At 71.6% G+C, this 18,377-nt stretch carries 13 protein-coding genes; 10 read left to right on the top strand and 3 right to left on the bottom strand.

Going from position 1 to position 18,377, the window contains the following annotated elements; genetic code table 11:
- Window positions 1-51 precede the first annotated feature (51 nt).
- The 4 genes from BIV24_RS12470 (at window position 52) to nudC (ending at window position 9,513) form a co-directional block, all read left to right on the top strand.
- Window positions 52-3,366 (top strand): ATP-dependent helicase, encoded by a 3,315-nt coding sequence (locus BIV24_RS12470; RefSeq protein ID WP_079168222.1) that lies wholly within the window; start codon window positions 52-54, stop codon window positions 3,364-3,366.
- A gap of 105 nt (window positions 3,367-3,471) precedes the next feature.
- On the top strand, window positions 3,472-6,993 hold the full coding sequence (locus BIV24_RS12465; protein ID WP_071366325.1) for an ATP-dependent helicase: 3,522 nt from the start codon (window positions 3,472-3,474) through the stop codon (window positions 6,991-6,993).
- Window positions 6,994-7,003: 10 nt separating this feature from the next.
- Window positions 7,004-8,407 carry a dipeptidase gene (locus BIV24_RS12460; protein ID WP_071366324.1) on the top strand — a complete coding sequence of 468 codons (1,404 nt, stop codon included), beginning with the start codon at window positions 7,004-7,006 and terminating at the stop codon, window positions 8,405-8,407.
- A 164-nt stretch (window positions 8,408-8,571) separates the two neighbouring features.
- On the top strand, window positions 8,572-9,513 hold the full coding sequence (gene nudC, locus BIV24_RS12455; RefSeq protein ID WP_071366323.1) for an NAD(+) diphosphatase: 942 nt from the start codon (window positions 8,572-8,574) through the stop codon (window positions 9,511-9,513).
- A gap of 173 nt (window positions 9,514-9,686) precedes the next feature.
- Here the strand turns inward: nudC and BIV24_RS12450 are convergent, their stop codons facing one another.
- Window positions 9,687-9,944: a mycoredoxin gene (locus BIV24_RS12450; RefSeq protein WP_071366322.1), complete on the bottom strand. Its 258-nt coding sequence runs from the start codon at window positions 9,942-9,944 to the stop codon at window positions 9,687-9,689.
- Window positions 9,945-10,088: 144 nt separating this feature from the next.
- Here BIV24_RS12450 and BIV24_RS12445 point away from each other — a divergent pair, with 144 nt between their 5' ends.
- From BIV24_RS12445 to BIV24_RS12430, 4 genes are all read left to right on the top strand, one after another.
- Window positions 10,089-12,344 carry an ATP-dependent DNA helicase UvrD2 gene (locus BIV24_RS12445; RefSeq protein WP_079168221.1) on the top strand — a complete coding sequence of 752 codons (2,256 nt, stop codon included), beginning with the start codon at window positions 10,089-10,091 and terminating at the stop codon, window positions 12,342-12,344.
- A 166-nt stretch (window positions 12,345-12,510) separates the two neighbouring features.
- Window positions 12,511-12,831: a hypothetical protein gene (locus tag BIV24_RS31755; protein WP_079168220.1), complete on the top strand. Its 321-nt coding sequence runs from the start codon at window positions 12,511-12,513 to the stop codon at window positions 12,829-12,831.
- 177 nt (window positions 12,832-13,008) lie between these two features.
- Entirely contained in the window at window positions 13,009-13,377 is a 369-nt protein-coding gene (locus tag BIV24_RS12435) for a WhiB family transcriptional regulator (protein ID WP_071366319.1), read from the top strand.
- The gene (locus BIV24_RS12430) at window positions 13,374-13,697 is read left to right on the top strand and encodes a hypothetical protein (protein WP_071366318.1); all 324 of its coding nucleotides are present in this window, start codon (window positions 13,374-13,376) and stop codon (window positions 13,695-13,697) included. The genes BIV24_RS12435 and BIV24_RS12430 overlap by 4 nt, the downstream gene beginning before the upstream one ends.
- A 339-nt stretch (window positions 13,698-14,036) precedes the next feature.
- Here the strand turns inward: BIV24_RS12430 and BIV24_RS12425 are convergent, their stop codons facing one another.
- Both BIV24_RS12425 and BIV24_RS12420 read right to left on the bottom strand, forming a co-directional pair.
- Window positions 14,037-15,398, bottom strand: a complete 1,362-nt coding sequence (locus tag BIV24_RS12425) for an ABC1 kinase family protein (RefSeq protein ID WP_071366317.1) — start codon at window positions 15,396-15,398, stop codon at window positions 14,037-14,039.
- A complete protein-coding gene (locus BIV24_RS12420) occupies window positions 15,391-16,614 on the bottom strand; it encodes a ThiF family adenylyltransferase (RefSeq protein WP_071366316.1) in 1,224 nt (407 codons plus the stop codon). The genes BIV24_RS12425 and BIV24_RS12420 overlap by 8 nt, the downstream gene beginning before the upstream one ends.
- Window positions 16,615-16,829: 215 nt before the next feature.
- Here BIV24_RS12420 and BIV24_RS12415 point away from each other — a divergent pair, with 215 nt between their 5' ends.
- Both BIV24_RS12415 and BIV24_RS12410 read left to right on the top strand, forming a co-directional pair.
- Entirely contained in the window at window positions 16,830-17,426 is a 597-nt protein-coding gene (locus tag BIV24_RS12415) for a M48 metallopeptidase family protein (protein ID WP_071366315.1), read from the top strand.
- A 202-nt stretch (window positions 17,427-17,628) separates the two neighbouring features.
- Window positions 17,629-18,377, top strand: a 749-nt coding sequence (locus BIV24_RS12410) for a TerD family protein (RefSeq protein ID WP_143064602.1), incomplete at its 3' end; no start/stop codon positions are given.

Raw genomic sequence — 18,377 nt, 5'->3', positions numbered from 1 at the left:
GCTCCGCGCCGGCAGTGACCAATGGCACGACCACCAGGACCGGCGAACCACGTGAGCTCCTCTTCCTTGACCAGGCGCCTGCCGCACCCCGTGCAGCAGGGGAACCGTGGCGCTTACCGACTGGTGCGTACCCTGCCGGACCGGGTTGACCCCCCTCGACTGGACGCAGGACAACGCGCGGTGGTTGACCACGAGGCCGGTCCGCTGCTCGTTCTCGCCGGCCCGGGCACCGGCAAGACGACCACGCTCGTCGAGTCCGTGGCCGCCCGGATCGCCCGCGGAGACGACCCGGAACGCATTCTGGTGCTGACGTTCAGCCGCAGGGCCGCCGTCGACCTGCGCGACCGGATGGCGCTGCGCACAGGGGCGGCACATGCCCCGCAGGCCACCACGTTCCACTCGTTCTGCTACGCCCTGGTCCGCGCCCACCAGGACAGCGATCTCTTCGTCGAGCCCCTGCGGCTGCTGTCCGGCCCCGAACAGGACGTGGCCGTGCGCGAGCTGCTCGCCGGCCAGCCCGAGTTGGAGCGCCTGGGCCTGGCCCACGTGCGCTGGCCGGGCGAACTGCGCGCCTGCCTGACCACGCGCGGCTTCGCCGACGAGGTCCGCGCCGTGCTGGCCCGCAGCCGTGAGCTCGGACTCGGCCCGGAGGCCCTGCGCCGCTTCGCCGAGCGCATCGGCCGCCCCGACTGGCAGGCCGCGGCCGCCTTCCTCGCCGAGTACCTGGACGTCCTGGACCTCCAGGGAGTGATCGACTACGCGGAACTCGTCCACCGCGCGGTGCTGCTCGCTCGCCGCCCCCGGGTCGCCGAGCGGCTGGCCGCCCGGTACGACGCGGTCTACGTGGACGAGTACCAGGACACCGATCCGGCTCAGGTGCGCCTCCTGCACGCCTTGGCGGGCAGCGGCCGGACCCTGGTGGCCTTCGGCGACCCCGACCAGTCGATCTACGCGTTCCGAGGCGCGGACGTGGGCGGCATCCTGGAATTCCCCTATGCCTTCCCGCGCGCGGACGGCGCACCGGCGCCCGTGGAGGTCCTCGGGACGTCCCGCCGTTCCGGCGCCGCCCTCCTGGCTGCCACGCGGCTGTTGACCCAGCGCATGCCGCTGACCCGCCTTCCGGCTCAGAAGGTGCGCGCGCACCGGGAGCTCGCCGCGGTGCGGGACGGGGGCCGCGTCGAGGTCTACACGTATCCGACGCCTGGTACGGAGATGGACAACATCGCCGACATCCTGCGCCGCGCCCACCTGGAGGACGGCGTTCCGTGGGGCGATATGGCCGTGCTGGTGCGTGCCGGAGCCCGCGCGATCCCGATGGTCCGCCGTGCCCTGACGGCAGCCGGGGTTCCGCTGGACATCGACGGCGACGACCTGCCGTTGCGCCACGAACCGGCGGTGACCCCGCTGCTGACGGCGCTGCGGGCGGTGGCGAGGGCGGCAGCGGGCGGCACGGACACCGAGCAGGCGGCACAGGAGGAGACGGAACCGGAAGTCTGGCTCGACACCGAGACCGCGCTCACTCTCCTGGCCTCCCCACTCGCGGGTATGGACGCCGCTGACGTGCGCCGCCTGGGCCGCGCCCTGCGCGAGGAGGAGCGGGCCGCAGGCAACCCCGTACCGCCGCCCTCCGGCGAGTTGCTCGCGCGTGCGCTGGCCGAGCCGGAACGCCTGGTGGCACACGACCCGGCGTACACGCGGGGGGCGCAGCGCCTCGGCGAGCTGCTCAGGAAGGCCCGCGAGCGGCTCGCGGGCGGCGGTACGGCCGAGGAGGCGCTGTGGGACCTGTGGGACGGCACACCCTGGGCCAGGCGCCTGGAGGGTGCCTCTCGACGCGGTGGTGCGGCCGGCCGTAACGCCGACCGCGACCTCGACGCCGTGTGCGCCCTGTTCGCGACCGCCGCGCGCGCGGAGGAGCGCACCGGCGGGCGGGGCGCCCTCAACTTCCTGGAGGAGATCGAGGCCCAGGACATCGCCGCGGACACGCTCACCCGGCGGGCGGTGCGCCCCGACGCCGTGCGTCTGATGACCGCGCACCGCTCCAAGGGCCTGCAGTGGCGTCTGGTCGTCGTCGCGGGCGTCCAGGAGGGCCTGTGGCCCGACCTGCGCCGCCGCGGCTCCCTGCTGGAGGCCGACCGCATCGGAGGTGACGGGCTTGCCGAACCACTCACCCCCGGCGCACTGCTGGCCGAGGAACGACGGCTGTTCTACGTGGCCTGCACACGCGCGCGTGAACGCCTGATCGTCACCGCGGTGAAGGCCCCCGCCGACGACGGCGACCAGCCCTCCCGCTTCCTCGCCGAACTCGGTGTCGAACCCATGGACGTCGCCGGCCGCCCGCGCCGCCCGCTGTCCGTCGCCGCGCTCGTCGCCGAGCTGCGTGCCACGACCGTCGACCCGAGCGCGTCCGACATCCTCAGAAAGGCCGCGGCCCTCCGGCTCGCCCGGCTCGCCGCACTCGCCGACGAGGACGGGCGGCCCCTGGTGCCGTCCGCGCACCCCTACCGCTGGTGGGGCATGTGGGACCCGACCGAGAGCCAGGTGCCGCTGCGCGACCGCGACCGGCCCGTCGTGCTCTCCGGGAGCGCCCTGGACCAGCTCGCCGGCACCTGCGCTCTGCAGTGGTTCCTGGGCCGCGAGGTGAAAGCCGACGCGCCCGCGACCGCCGCCCAGGGCTTCGGCAACGTGGTGCACGTCCTCGCCGACGAGGTCGCCTCCGGACACACTCCCGCCGACCTGGCCGTCCTCATGGAGCGCCTCGACTCCGTGTGGAACGCGCTCGCCTTCGACGCGCCGTGGAAGTCCGCGCAGGAGAAGGACAACGCGCGCGTGGCGCTCGAACGCTTCCTGAAGTGGCATGTGATGGACCGCGCCGGGCGCACGCCGCTGGTGAGCGAGCATGACTTCGACGTCACCCTTGAAGCGGGCGACTACGCAGTGCGTATCCGCGGCTCCATGGACCGCGTCGAGGCGGACGGCGAGGGCCGCGCCTACGTGGTCGACTTCAAGACCGGCAAACAGGCGCCCAGCGCCGCCGAGGTCTCCCGGCATCCGCAGCTCGCCGTCTACCAGCTCGCGGTGCGCGAGGGCGCCGTCGACGAGGCCTTCGACGGCCTGCGCCCCGAGCCGGGCGGCGCCGAACTCGTCCAGTTGCGCCAGGGGGCCGCCAAGAAGGACGGCGGCGAGAGCCTGCCCAAGGTGCAGGCCCAGGAGCCCCTGGAAGGCGAGTGGATCGGCGAGCTGCTGGCCACCGCCGCGGGCAAGGTCCTCGACGAACGCTTTTCGCCGACCACGGGGCAGCACTGCACTCACTGCGCGTTCCGGGCCTCGTGCAGCGCGCGGCCGGAAGGCCGTCACGTGGTGGAGTGAGAACGCCCGTGTGATGTACCACACCATCTGTTCTGACCAGCACTTCTTCGAGTCCGACGGGGGATCCGGACCCCGCTGTCGGTGGCCGCCGCTAGCCTCTCCGATGTGCCCGCCCGTATCACCGACCCCGAGCAGCTCAAGGAGCTCCTCGGCATTCCGTTCACCCCGGAGCAGACGGCCTGCATCACCGCACCGCCCGCCCCGCAGGTGATCGTGGCCGGAGCCGGGTCGGGCAAGACCACGGTGATGGCGGCCCGCGTGGTGTGGCTGGTGGGCACCGGTCAGGTCGCTCCCGAGCAGGTCCTCGGCCTGACGTTCACCAACAAGGCGGCCGGTGAACTCGCCGAGCGCGTCCGCAAGGCGCTCGTCAAGGCGGGAGTCACCGATCCGGACGTGATCGACCCGGACAACCCGCCGGGCGAGCCGGTGATCTCCACGTACCACGCCTTCGCGGGCCGCCTGCTGACCGACCACGGCCTGCGTGTCGGGCTCGAACCGACCTCCCGCCTGCTCGCCGACGCCACGCGCTACCAGCTCGCCGCGCGCGTGCTGCGCGAGGCCCCCGGCCCCTACCCGGCGCTGACCCGTTCCTTCCCGGACCTCGTCAGCGACCTGCTCGCCCTCGACTCCGAGCTGGCCGAGCACCTCGTACGACCGGAGGACCTGCGCGCCCACGACGCCGAACTGCTGCGCACCCTGGACGGCGTCAAGCTCACCAACGCCGACCTGCGCAAGGTCCCCGAGACCGCCGCCGCCCGTCGTGAACTGGCCGAGCTGGTCGACCGCTACCGCGCGGCGAAACGGGAGCGGGACCTCCTCGACTTCGGCGACCAGATCGCCCTGTCGGCGACCCTCGCCGGGCTTCCCGAGGTGGGCCGCGTCCTGCGTGACGAGTTCCGCGTGGTCCTGCTCGACGAGTACCAGGACACCTCGGTGGCGCAGCGCGTCCTGCTCGCCGGGCTGTTCGGCGACGGCACCGGCCATCCCGTGACCGCCGTGGGAGACCCGTGCCAGGCGATCTACGGCTGGCGCGGTGCCTCCGTCGCCAACCTCGACGACTTCCCCGAGCACTTCCCGCACGCCGACGGCCGCCCCGCCACACGGCAGGCGCTCAGTGAGAATCGCCGCAGCGGTGGCCGCCTCCTCGACCTCGCCAACGGCCTCGCCGAGCCACTGCGCGCGATGCACGCGGGCGTGGAGGCGCTGCGCCCCGCCCCCGGCGCCGAACGCGACGGACAGGTCCGCTGCGCGCTGCTGCGCACTCACGCCGAGGAGATCGGCTGGATCGCCGACTCCATCGCCCACCTCGTGGACACCGGCACGGCGCCCGGCGAGATCGCGGTCCTGTGCCGCACGGCGACCGACTTCGCGGAAATCCAGGGCGCCCTCGTCGCCCGCGACATCCCGGTGGAGGTCGTGGGCCTGTCCGGGCTGTTGCATCTGCCCGAGGTCGCCGACCTCGTCGCCGTCTGCGAGGTCCTCCAGGACCCTGGTGCCAACGCCTCCCTGGTCCGCCTCCTCACCGGCCCGCGCTGGCGCATCGGTCCCCGTGACCTTGCTCTCCTGGGACGGCGCGCCAGGCTGCTCGTGCCGCACGCGCGCGTGGGCGCCGACGACGACCCGGACCGGCGGCTCGCCGCGGCCGTCGAGGGCGTCGACCCGTCCGAGGTGATGTCGCTCGCGGACGCCCTCGACACATTCCTCGAACTGCCGATGGAGGCCGAGCGGGAGGACGACAGGCTGCCTTTCTCGCCCGACGCGCGTGTGCGCTTCGCCCGCCTCGCCGCCGAGCTGCGCGAGCTGCGCCGCTGTCTCGCCGACCCGCTGATGGACGTCCTGCACCGGGTGCTCGCCGTCACCGGCCTCGAGGTGGAGCTGTCCGCGTCACCGCACGCGCTGGCCGCCCGCCGCCGCGAGACCCTGTCGAACTTCCTCGACATCGCCGCCACCTTCGCCGCCAACGAACCGGGCACCACCCTCCTGGCGTTCCTCGGCTTCCTGCGCACCGCCGCCCAGTACGAGAAAGGCCTCGACAACGCCCTGCCCGGCGGCGAGAACACCGTCAAGGTGCTCACCGCGCACAAGTCCAAGGGTCTGGAGTGGGATGTCGTCGCCGTCCCCGGACTGGTCACCGGCACCTTCCCGAGCACCCAGGGCCGCGAGAAGTGGACCGCCCAGGGCAAGGTGCTGCCACACGCCCTGCGCGGCGACGCCGACACTCTGCCCGACGTCGAGACGTGGGACTCCCGGGGTCTGAAGTCCTTCCACGAGGCCATGAAGGAGCACCAGCTCACCGAGGAGCTGCGCCTCGGCTACGTCACCTTCACCCGCCCGCGCTCCCTGCTGCTCGGCTCCGGTCACTGGTGGGGCCCCGCCCAGAAGCGCCCCCGCGGCCCCTCGGACTTCCTTCAGGCCCTCCACGATCACTGCGCCGCCGGATACGGCGAGATCGAGGCCTGGGCCGAGCAGCCGGCCGAGGACGAGGAGAACCCGGCGCTGCGCGAGGACGCCACCGACCACGCCTGGCCGCTTCCGCTGGACGAGGCGGCCCTTGCCCGCCGCCGGGCCGCCGCCGAGACCGTACTGGCCCACCTGGAGCGGATGACGTCGCACGACGGCGCGCATCGCGCGGCCACCCACGACCCCTCCGCGTATGACGACCCGGAATGGCCTCCGCCACCGGAAGACGAAGACCTCTACGAGGAAGATCGTTACGAGGAGGAAGGCCCCTACGACGTCCTCCCCGGCGGGTCGCCCGAGGAGGACGCCTCCGACTGGGATTCCTGGACCGCCGACCGCCCGGCGGACCCGCCCCACGCGCGCGTACCGGGTGGTGACGACACCCCGGCCATCCCTCGCGCCAGGCGGCAGCACCTTGCCGAGGACGCCCCCGTGTTCACCCCGGAGGAGGCCCACGCCGTCGCCTCCTGGGACCGTGACCTGGACGCCCTCACCGGAGAGCTGCAGCGCGCCCGCGCGCGTGTCACCGACGTCCCTCTGCCGCCGTCGCTGACCGCGTCCCAGGTGTTGCGTCTGGCCGCCGACCCCGACGGGTTCGCGCAGGAACTCGCGCGCCCCATGCCACGTCCTCCGCAACCGGCCGCGCGCCGCGGCACCCGCTTCCACGCATGGGTCGAGGCACGCTTCGAGGAACTGATGCTGCCCATGCTGGAGCCGGAGGAGCTGCCCGGAACCGACGCCGAGATCGCCGACGAGCGTGACCTGGAGACCCTCAAGGACGCCTTTGAGCGAACCCCCTACGCGCACCGCACCCCCTACCGGGTCGAGGCCCCCTTCCAACTCGCTCTCGCCGGACGTGTCGTACGCGGCCGTATCGACGCCGTCTACCGCGTGGACGACGGCGACGGGACGGTGTACGAGATCGTCGACTGGAAAACCGGCCGCACTCGCACCGGAGACCCGCTCCAGCTCGCCCTGTACCGGCTTGCCTGGGCGGAACAGCAGGGCGTGCCCCTGGAGGCCGTCAGGGCCGCGTTCCTGTACGTCCGCACCGGCGAGGTCGTACACCCCGAAGGGCTTTTGGACCGGGCCGCACTGGAGCGGCTGCTGCAGGAGGGGCCTTCCGGCAGGGAACCGGCGGACCAAGGCGTGGGCGCGGGCCGATAGGCTCGTGGCCATGAGCGAGACCCCGGACAGTGCCGTCCGTACCTACATCGACGACCACCGCGCCGCCTTCCTCGACGACCTCATGGAGTGGCTGCGCATCCCGTCGGTGTCCGCGCAGCCCGAGCACGCGGCGGACGTGTGCCACAGTGCGGACTGGCTCGCCGCCAAGCTCAGCGAGACCGGCTTCCCCACCGTCGAGGTGTGGCCGACGGACGGCGCCCCCGCCGTCTTCGCCGAATGGCCCTCCGAGGACGCCCAGGCGCCCACCGTCCTCGTCTACGGCCACCACGATGTACAGCCCGCCGCCCGCGAGGACGGCTGGGCCGGCGACCCCTTCGAGCCCGTGATCCGCGAGGGACGCCTCTACGCGCGCGGGGCCGCCGACGACAAGGGCCAGGTGTACTTCCACACACTCGGCGTCCGCGCCCACCTCGCCGCCACCGGCCGCAGCGCCCCCGCGGTCCATCTGAAGCTGCTGATCGAGGGCGAGGAGGAGTCCGGCTCCCCGCACTTCCGCGCCCTCGTCGAGAAGCACGCGGACCGGCTCGCCGCCGACACGGTGATCATCTCCGACACCGGCATGTGGTCCGCGGACACCCCCACGGTGTGCACGGGCATGCGCGGCCTCGCCGAGTGCGAGATCACCCTGCACGGGCCCGAGCAGGACATCCACTCCGGCTCCTTCGGCGGTGCCGTACCCAACCCCGCCACCGCGGCCGCACGCCTGGTCGCCGCCCTGCACGACGAGCACGCGCGCGTGGCGATCCCCGGCTTCTACGACGGCGTCACCGCACTCACCGACCGCGAACGGGAACTCTTCGCCGAACTGCCCTTCGAGGAGGCGCAGTGGCTGCGGACCGCCAAGTCGGCCGCCACGCACGGTGAGGCGGGACACACCACCCTGGAGCGCATCTGGGCCCGCCCCACCGCCGAGGTCAACGGCATCGGTGGCGGCTATCAAGGCCCCGGCAGCAAGACGATCATCCCGTCCTCGGCCATGGTCAAACTCTCCTTCCGGCTCGTCGCCGGCCAGGATCCCGACCACATCGAAGAGGCCGTCCGCGCCTGGGCCGCCGACCGGCTGCCCGCCGGGATCCGGCACGAGGTCACGTTCGGCGCGGCCACCCGCCCCTGCCTGACGCCCCTCGACCACCCCGCGCTGCAGTCGGTCGTCCGCGCCATGGGCCGCGCCTTCGAGCAGCCGGTGCGCTTCACCCGCGAAGGCGGCTCCGGACCCGCCGCAGACCTCCAGGAAGTCCTCGGCGCCCCCGTCCTCTTCCTCGGCATCTCCATCCCGTCCGACGGCTGGCACGCCCCGAACGAGAAGGTCGAACTCGACCTGCTCCTCAAGGGCGTCGAGACCGCCGCCTACCTGTGGGGCGACCTGGGGGAGAACTGGCGCCATGCGGACTGACGAACTCACGGGGCGCACGGCCGCCCGGGCGGGCCGCGGGGCGGGGCACACTGGAAGGACCGCCCCGCACGGCCAAGGCCCGCCGACCCCCGTCCTCTCCAGCCGTATGTCCCGCTGAACCGCCCGCCGAACCAACCGCTGCACCGGGGGAGTTGGAAGCACTCGTGACCACCTGGACCGACCACACCGCCGACCGGCCCATCTCGCTCACCGCACCGAGCGACATTGACCGGGCCGCCCACCACCGGCTCGACGAGGCCTGGCTCGCCGCGGCGTGGAGCCACCCCACGACCCGCTGCTTCGTGGTCTCCGGTGGCCAGGTCCTCATCGACGAGACACCCGACGGCCGGACCGAACTCGTCATGACTCCCTCCTTCGAGGCACCCCTCACGGAGGCCCACCGGTACTTCCTGGGCACGGACGAGGCCGGTGTGAGCTACTTCGCACTCCAGAAGGACGCGCTCCCGGGCCGCATGGACCAGTCCGCGCGCCCGGCCGGTCTGCGCGAGGCCGGACTACTGCTGTCCCCGCGCGACGCGGGCCTGATGGTGCACGCGGTCGCCCTGGAGAACTGGCAGCGTATGCACCGCTTCTGCTCGCGCTGCGGCGAACGGACGGTCATCGCGGCCGCCGGTCACATCCGCCGTTGCCCGGCCTGCGGTGCCGAGCACTACCCGCGCACCGACCCCGCGGTGATCATGGCCGTCATCGACGAGAAGGACCGCATCCTGCTGGGCCGCCAGGTGCACTGGCCCGAAGGCCGCTTCTCGACCCTCGCCGGCTTCGTCGAGCCCGGCGAGTCCATCGAGCAGTCGGTGTGCCGTGAGGCCTTCGAGGAGGTGGGCATCACCGTCGGCGAGGTCGAGTACATCGCCAGCCAGCCTTGGCCCTTCCCTTCCAGCCTGATGCTCGGCTTCCTCGCCCGCGCCACCACCACCGACATCCACGTCGACGGCGACGAGATCCATGAGGCCCGCTGGTTCTCCCGCGAGGAATTGCGCGCCGCCTTCGAGTCCGGCGAGGTGCTGCCCCCGTACGGCATCTCCATCGCCGCCCGCCTGATCGAACTGTGGTACGGCAAGCCGCTGCCGGCGAGGAGTAGCTGACACCGGCACGCGCTCACGGCTTGGGGGCTCGGCAGCGCCCCCTTGGGCGTCGGACGAGGACACTGGCCGGAGCGGCGGACAGCACTCGACCACGCTCGCGTCGACGACAGCCTGTGTATGCGAGAAGCAGCCCCCGTCCGTGCAGGGACGAGGGCTGCCTCCCGGGAGACGAGTCAGGCGCCGAGCGCCTGCTTCACCTGGGCAAGGCTCGGGTTGGTCATGACGACCTCAGAGCCACCCTGGGTGGGGATCACCCGAACCGTGGGAACCGTCTGGTTTCCGCCGTTCGCCTTCTCCACGAAGGCCGCGGACTCCGGGTCCTGCTCGATGTTGATCTCGTTGTACGCGATGCCCTCGCGGTCCATCTGGCTCTTGAGCCGACGGCAGTAGCCACACCACGTAGTGCTGTACATCGTCACAGTGCCCGGCATGTCGGTTGCGCTCCTTTACGGCTTGGCGAGTGCGTGCTCGCTGAAAAGGCAAACGTACGTGAACCTTCCACCATTCCCGTTCCCGCCGGTGCGGGCGGGTGCGGCCCGTCACGGGCGACGCCTGCCGCATTGGTACGACTGCGCATGCCCCCCTGTGGACAACCGCCGCACCCGTCTCCGCCGACCTGGCAGCATGGCAGGGTGACAGCAGCAACGCACTCCACCCTCTTCCCGCAGGTTCCTGACTCGGCCGACGCGGTGCTCGAAGGGCTCGATCCCGAGCAGCGCGAGGTGGCGACCGCCCTGCACGGTCCGGTGTGCGTGCTGGCAGGCGCCGGCACGGGCAAGACGCGCGCCATCACCCACCGCATCGCCTACGGAGTCCGGGCCGGCATCCTTCAGCCCTCCAGTGTGCTCGCCGTCACCTTCACCAACCGCGCCGCGGGTGAGATGCGCGGCCGTCTCCGTCAGCTCGGCGCCGCCGGCGTCCAGGCCCGTACGTTCCACTCCGCCGCCCTGCGCCAACTTCAGTACTTCTGGCCGAAGGCCGTGGGCGGCGGCCTCCCCAGGATCATCGACCGCAAGATCCAGACCATTGCGGACGCCGCCGCGGCCTGTCGTATCCGCCTCGACCGCAACGAGCTGCGGGACGTCACCGCCGAAATCGAATGGTCCAAGGTCACCCGGACCGTCCCCGCCGACTACGCCGCCGCAGCCGCCAGAGCGGGCCGCGAAGCCCCCCGCGATGCCGCCGAGATCGCCCAGCTCTACGCGACCTACGAAGACCTCAAGCGTGACCGCGCCGTCATCGACTTCGAGGATGTCCTCCTCCTCACCGTCGGCATCCTTCAGGACCGGCATGACATCGCGGAGGAGGTCCGCGCCCAGTACCAGCACTTCGTCGTCGACGAGTACCAGGACGTCAGCCCTCTCCAGCAGCGCCTGCTGGAGTTGTGGCTCGGTGACCGGGACAGCCTGTGCGTCGTCGGCGACGCCAGCCAGACGATCTACTCCTTCACCGGTGCCACCCCCGACCACCTCCTCGACTTCCGCACCCGTCACCCCGGAGCCACCGTTGTCAAACTCGTCCGCGACTACCGCTCCTCACCCCAGGTCGTCCGCCTGGCCAACGGTCTCCTCTCCCAAGCCCGCGGCCGCGCCGCCGAACACCGTCTCGAACTGATCTCCCAGCGTGCCCCCGGCCCCGAGCCCGTCTTCGCCGAATACACAGACGAGCCCGCCGAAGCCGAAGGCGCCGCCCGCCGCATCCGTGACCTGATCGCCACCGGCGTGCCCGCGGCCGAGATCGCGATCCTGTTCCGCACCAACTCCCAGTCCGAGATCTACGAACAGGCCCTCGCGGATGTCGGAGTCCCCTACCAACTCCGTGGCGCTGAAAGGTTCTTCGACCGCCCCGAGGTGCGCAAGGCAGGTATCGCCCTGCGTGGCGCGGCCCGCTTCGGAGCCAATGACTCCCTCCTCGACGACGCCGTGGACCTCCCCTCCCAGGTGCGCGCCGTGCTCTCGGGCGAAGGCTGGACCCCCACCCCGCCGGCGGGCTCCGGAGCCGTCAGAGAGCGCTGGGAGTCCTTGGCCGCGCTGGTGAACCTCGCCCAGGACTTCGCCGCGACCAAACCCGGCGCCACCCTCGCCGACCTCGTGGCGGAGCTCGACGAGCGGGCGAACGCCCAGCACGCCCCGACGGTGCAGGGCGTCACCCTCGCCTCTCTGCACTCGGCCAAGGGCTTGGAATGGGACGTCGTCTTCCTCGTCGGTGTCGCCGAGGGCATGATGCCGATCGCCTACGCAAAGACCGACGAGCAGATCGAGGAAGAACGCCGTCTCCTCTATGTAGGCATCACCCGCGCGAGGGAACACCTCCATGTCTCCTGGGCCCTGTCCCGCTCACCCGGCGGTCGCCCCGGTAGACGGCCCAGCCGCTTCCTCGACGGACTGCGCCCCGGCTCCACCGCCGCGACGGGCCGCACGGCCGCGCCCGGTGCCGGAGGCGTCGTTCGCGGCTTCAGCACCGCCGCCCCGGCCGTCCTGTCACGCCGTACCAGCAGGACCCCGGCCCGTTGCCGAGTCTGCGGGCGCACGCTGTCCGACCCCGGTGAGATGAAGTTGATGCGCTGCGACGACTGCCCCTCCGACATGGACGAGGGCCTCTACGAGCGGCTGCGCGAGTGGCGGGCAGTGCAGGCGAACCGCAGCGGGCAGCCCGCGTTCTGCGTCTTCACCGACAGAACGCTGATCGCGATCGCCGAAGCGGTTCCCGGCGACGCGGGCGAGCTGGCACGCATCTCAGGGGTAGGAGTCCGCAAGCTCAACCGCTACGGCACCGACGTACTGGCCATCTGCGCAGGCCGGGACGGTGCAGGAGAAGACGAAGACGGCTGATACGAACTCGTCGAAAAAATAGTTTGCGCATGCCCCAGCAATCCCCATAGGTTCTTAGCCACGGGAGCAGAGGCCTTCTCGAAGGCCCTGTTTTCGTGCTGTACTTACCTATCCGCCGGACTGGCTCACCCCAGTCCCCCCAAGGCGCCGAGAGGAGGCGATTCCAGTGATCAGCATCAACACCAGCTCCACCTGCACCGTCAAAATGACCGATCGCTCGGTCGTCTCCACGTGCATGCTCGGCGTCTCGAACCTGGGCACTGGTCTGTCCGGCATTCGTGCCGTGCGTCCGGCGTCCTCTCTGTCTCTCGCGGGTCTTCCCATCCGTGAGCGCAATGAGCGACCGACCAAGGCACTGGAAGCAGTAGCGGCACAGGCGCAGGCCTATGCCTTTGCGGCAGCCGGTGCCGGATTCCGGAAGCAGGCAACGCAGCACCACCTGATGTGGGCCTTCCGTGGGCCAGAACCCTGGAGTGATCCAGCCTGATCGCCGATCAGGCCGGCGCCTTCAGGGCCGCGGAACCCCATCCGGGATCCGCGGCCCTTCTGTTTTCCCTGAACGGGGACGGCAGAACGAAGGGGCCTCGGGACAAGAAAAGAACCCGGTACCAAAGCCGCCACCCGGTCCCACCGGACCGGAACGACCAGACGAGGAAGACGAACCGTGCAACTCGAAGCGCACGCCCCGTCCGTACCGCCTTCCGAAACGATCTCCCCGCCCGGCCTCACGGAGGACTCCACCTTGACTCCGCTCACCACGCTCACCGCGCTCGACGACGCCATCGAGAACCTGGGCGTACCCGTCCCCTGCCGCTCCTACGACCCGGAGGTCTTCTTCGCCGAGTCGCCGGCCGACGTCGAGTACGCCAAGTCCCTCTGCCGTACCTGCCCGCTGATCGAGGCCTGCCTCGCCGGCGCCAAGGAACGGCGTGAGCCCTGGGGCGTCTGGGGTGGCGAACTCTTCGTCCAGGGTGTCGTTGTCGCCCGGAAGCGGCCGCGTGGTCGCCCGCGCAAGAACCCGGTCACGGCATGAACACCGCAGGAACGATCGACCGCCCCCTCACGCACGACCCCGAGAAGCAGGCCCCGATGAAGCCGTCCACCAGCGAGCCCACAGGCTCCGCGACCCCAGACTTCACCACCTCCGGCGCGAACGCCTCGCGTCAGAACAGGACTCGTGAGATGCAACTCATCCCAGAAGCCTTGGCTCGCGCGCATATGCGCGAGCGGCTGCATGAGGCCGATCGGGAGCGCCAGGCCGTGCGCCTGGTGGTGGCCCGCCGGATGCAGCGCCGGGCCGAGCGCGCGTCGCTGCGCGCCCGCCGTGCGCTCGCCATGGCCGTTATGCAGTAGCTGGTGGCCATCACCAGCACGAACCCTTCGCGGGGGCCGGTCCGCTCGGACCGGCCCCCGCGGTGCGTTGCGATAGCCGAACCGCGCCCGCGGGGTATATCGCCACCGGGGTGACGAGTCTTCCCGGCGACGGTGACGACCGTGGCTCCGTGCGCTCGCGCGGCACCGCAGAGGCCCATTACCTCGTGTGCGCTCGCGGCGGCGCCCCGGCCGACGACACCCCGTTCCCCGGACCTGCCCCAGGGAGAACCGCGCCTGGCACTCCTTATGCGACGACTGAGCCCGCGCCCGCATCAGGGTGATCGAGCGGCGGCCGGATTCGGTCTGGTGGTAGTCCGCTCAGGCCTCCGCCGCAGGTTCCTCCTCCAGCAGGAAGCCCGGCAGCCACTCCTCCAGTTCGTCGCGCAGGCGGACCGTGGCGCCCAGTTGGCACAGCACGCCGATTGTGCTCAAGGTCACGCGATGTATGAGGAGGTAGGCCGGCGGCAGGTTCAGCCGTTTGCCCAGCTGGTACGCGGGGGAGCGCGGGTCGGAGATACGGGCCGCCTGGCTGCGCATCCAGCCGCGAGTGAAGGTGAACTCGCCGGCCCGGGCCGGTTCGATGATCGGGAGGAGATAGTCGAGGACCGCATCCGGGTCGAGTTCGATGGATTCCTTGACGAAGCCCTCCTCGCAAAGGAGTTCGTAGACCGACTGGGCGTCGCCCTCCAGGGTCATGCGCAAGGAGTGGCCGATCGGGGTCGGCAGGCCTCCTGGCAGGCGATCGACCGTGCCGAAATCCAGGACGCCCAGGCGCCAGCTGTCCTTCTGGGTCGCACCGTCCGGGCCGGGCAGGAGGCGGAAGTTGCCCGGGTGCGGGTCGGCGTGAAGAAGGCCCGTACGGGCCGGGCCTGAGAAAAGGAAACGAGCCAGCAGTTGGCCGGCGCGGTCCCGTTGTTCCGGGGACCCCTCGGCGATCACCTCCGACAGCGGTATGCCGTCGATCCACTCGGTCACCAGGATCTGCTCGCACTGGTGCACCACCGCCGGCACCATGACGTCCGGGTCGTTCGCGAACTCCTCCGCGTGCGCCTGCTGCGCCTGCGCCTCCAGGCCGTAGTCCAGCTCCTCGGAGACCCGGTCGCGCAGCTCCGCGATCAGCGGCTTGATGTCCATACCCGGGATCAGGGGGCCCAGCAGACGGGCGAAACGGCTGAGTTGGTTCAGGTCGGAGAGCAGTGCCTCGCCCGCGCCCGGGTACTGCACCTTGACCGCCACCTCGCGGCCGTCGTGCCATACCCCGCGGTGCACTTGGCCGATCGAGGCGGCCGCCGACGGCTTGTCCTCGAACTCCAGGAACAGTTCCCGCCAGTTCGCGCCGAGGCGCTCCTCCAGTACCGCGTGCACCGTGCGCGTAGGCATCGGCGGGGCCGCCTCCTGGAGCTTCGTCAGAGCGGCACGGTACGGCCCGGCGACCTCCTCCGGGAGTGCCGATTCGAAGACGGACAGGGCCTGCCCGAACTTCATCGCGCCGCCCTTGAGCTCGCCGAGCACCTTGAACAGCTGCTCCGCCGTGCGCTGTTGGAGTTCGCGGCCGACGATCTCCGCGGACTCGCCGACGATCCGTTTGCCTAGCCCCCAGGTCGCCCGCCCGGCGAAGCCGAGCGGGAGTGCGGCGAGCTTGGCGGTTCGGGTGACCGCCTTCCGGGGAAGATCAGACATGCGCCCTCCAAGTCGCAGACTGCCGTGCCGCGTGTGCCTTGCGGGACAAGTTCCTCAATGGCTGTTGCTCCACCATTGTCTCGTGTGCGCCCCCGTCCTTTGAGGTGTGTTCTCCCTTACTTTTCTCCGCGGCGCCGCACCCGCATGCGGGATGCGCCCACACCAGTCGCGCGTGCCAGTCGAGCCGGGGCACGGAGGCTTCCCAGCGTGCGCCCGCGCTGGAGGGCACCTCGCCGTCGAGGAAGGCGAGTGCGTGCCCGGCGGCGACACCTGCTACGGCGGTCGACAGAGCGAGATCGCACGCCTGGACTGGCTGCGGGCGCCCGGAGCGCCACTGGGTGACCAGCCGCGCCCAAGTCTCGTCCCGGTCGGCGCGCCCCCGGTCGAGGCAGCCCGCGCAGCCTGTGTCGCCCGGCAGGACGAAGGGGCCCACGACTCCCGTGCCCTCCACGACACCGGCGTACAGATGAGGCGTACCGGAGACGATCAGCGGTGCGGCGGCCAGGGGGTCGGGCGCGTGGACGTGGAGGCCGTCGCGCGAGGCGAGGATCACCAGGGAGTAGCCGAGTTCGGCGTCACCGCGGGAGGAGCGCCGCGAGGCGCGCTCGCGGCGCGGTGGCCGGCCGGATGCGGCCGCTCGCACCGTACGGCGGGCCGCCTCCTCTCTGCGCTCGCCGATAGAGTCGGCCGGCAGACCGCCCGGTGCCACGTCCCACGGCTCGACGCGGCCAGTGTCGCGCACATCGACCTCGCCGACGCCCGCGCCCGCCAACAGCGAGGCGAGGACGACCCCCACCCGGCCCGCCCCCCGGACCTGGACCCGAAGGGAGCGTCGGGCGGCCAGGCGTCGGGCGGGCTCACCCGGCGCGCGGGCGACCAGGGACAGCGACGCGAGGTCGGGGCGAAGGCGGTCCAGGACGGCCGCATCGGCACGGAGGGCATCGGCCTGGGGGCCACCGCCCGTCGCATCGTCCAGCAGACCCGAGCCGGACAGGTTGTCCACCAGTGCGTCAACGTGGCCGTCTGGCAGCCCCATGCCGCGGGCCTCCTCGCGCAGCAGCGGCATCCCGCGGGTGCCGTCGAGCAGCGCGAGGAAGCTGCCCGTCGCCGTGTCCACAGGACCCAGCACCATCGCGTGTGCGGGTGCCATGCCGAACTGCACGGTGTTCAGATCCCGCCAGCCGCGCCGCAGCGCGGGCTTCACCATCGGATGCATGACCGGCTCCCCGTAGTGCGAAGTATGTTCCTGTCGGTCAGCGGATCTTCCGGTCCGTCGACGCTTGCCAGCATGCCGGGGTCTGGTGGGAGCGTGCCGAGAGTTGTCCACAGGCGCGGGTGTTCGTCGTACGAATCCAGCGCTCGGGGTGCCGATCGGCAGGGAAGTGTCCCAGAGGCAGGACTTCTTCCGAGCGCAGCGGGTAACGTCGGGGCGTGCCCGCCGACCCACTGCACCGCGCCGGAAAGACACAGCGCAGCACGACGAGCCAGCCGCCGAGCGGCTCGGAGGCGAGCCCGATCGAGGTGCGCAGGAGCACGCGACGCCGCAGAACGGTCTCCGCATACCGCGAGGGTGATCGCACCATTGTGCTCATCCCGGCTCGGATGTCCGAGGCGGAGGAGCAGCGCTGGGTGACCGTCATGCTCGACAAGCTGGCCGCCCAGGAGAGCAAGCGGTCCATCGGCGACGCCGAGTTGGCCGAGCGGGCCGAGCGGCTGTCGGCGCAGTACTTCGGCGGGCGGGCGCGGCCCGTCTCGGTCCGCTGGGTCACCAACCAGAACACGCGCTGGGGCTCGTGCACCCCGGCCGAGGGCAGCATCCGTCTGTCGCACCGATTGCAGGGCATGCCCGAGTACGTCGTCGACTACGTCCTCCTGCACGAGCTCGCGCATCTGCTCGTACCGGGGCACGGGCCGCGCTTCTGGCGGCTGCTGGAGGCGTATCCACGCACGGAACGCGCCCGTGGCTATCTCGAAGGGGTGGTCGCGGCCGGCCGGCTGCCCCATCAGCCCGCGCAGCGCGCTGAGTAGAGGCGGCCGCAGCGCACCGGCCCTGCCGCGCGCGGACCGTTCGCAACCGCTCGCACCGGCGCGCACCGCGCGCCGGGCGGACGCCACCGGAGCGTGCAGAGGCGGTTGTGTACCGGGTTTGTACCGGCTCCGTCCCCTTCGGGATTTTGCCGTTAGCCTGGCGCGACGCACTCGCATTCGGGATGGGGGACGGTCGTTACGCATGGCCAGGGAATTCCAGCGCGGCCACAAGGCCAGGATCAGTGACCTCACCGCGGGTACGGATCTGTACGTGGGCGTGCAGATCTCCGCGCCCGGACTGACCTTCGACATCAGCTGCTTCGGTCTGGACGCCGACGAACGACTCTCGGATGACCGGTACTTCGTCTTCTTCAACCAGCCGAAGACGCCCGAGGAGGCTGTTCAGCTGCTCGGTCCGCAGGCGGGTGACACGGAGTCCTTCCGGGTCACGCTCACCAGGATCCCGCCGCAGATCCAGAAACTGTCGTTCACGGCGACGATCGACGGCGCCGGGCAGATGTCGCAGGTCGGTTTCGGATATCTGCGCATCGTCGCGGGCGGCGAGGAAGTGGCCCGCTATCCGTTCAACGGCGCGGAGTTCACCACCGAACGCGCCGTCATGCTGGGCGACTTCTACCTGAAGGACGTCTGGCGGTTCGCCGCGGTCGGCCAGGGCTTCGACGGCGGACTCGAAGCGCTGCTGAAGAACTTCGGCGGTCAGGTCCTCGAGGAGGAGGCCCCCGCTCCGCAGCAGCCGCCGACCGCCGCCCCGGGGTTCGCCCCGCCGACCCAGGCCGCCGCGCCGCCCGCGTTCGCCGCCCCGGCCGCGCCTGCGCCCGCCCCGGCCGAGCCCGCTCCAGTTCCGCAGCTCGCTCCCGCTCCGGCCACGCCCGTCCCGCAGCAGCCGCAGCCCGCCCCGCCCCCGGTCGCCACGCCCCCCACCCCGGCGCC

Source organism: Streptomyces colonosanans, from assembly GCF_001866645.1.
Taxonomy (GTDB): Bacteria; Actinomycetota; Actinomycetes; order Streptomycetales; family Streptomycetaceae; genus Streptomyces; species Streptomyces colonosanans.
Note: the sequence above shows the minus strand (reverse complement) of the source record. Positions and strands in the feature narration are given on the sequence as shown.

Bases quoted from the DNA above. Each gene is read 5' to 3' on its own strand.
- BIV24_RS12450 (WP_071366322.1), bottom strand. From the start codon at position 9,944: ATGCCGGGCACTGTGACGATGTACAGCACTACGTGGTGTGGCTACTGC.
- BIV24_RS12430 (WP_071366318.1), top strand. From the start codon at position 13,374: ATGAACACCGCAGGAACGATCGACCGCCCCCTCACGCACGACCCCGAG.
- BIV24_RS12460 (WP_071366324.1), top strand. From the start codon at position 7,004: ATGAGCGAGACCCCGGACAGTGCCGTCCGTACCTACATCGACGACCAC.
- BIV24_RS12425 (WP_071366317.1), bottom strand. From the start codon at position 15,398: ATGTCTGATCTTCCCCGGAAGGCGGTCACCCGAACCGCCAAGCTCGCC.
- BIV24_RS12445 (WP_079168221.1), top strand. From the start codon at position 10,089: ATGCCCCCCTGTGGACAACCGCCGCACCCGTCTCCGCCGACCTGGCAG.
- BIV24_RS12420 (WP_071366316.1), bottom strand. From the start codon at position 16,614: ATGCATCCGATGGTGAAGCCCGCGCTGCGGCGCGGCTGGCGGGATCTG.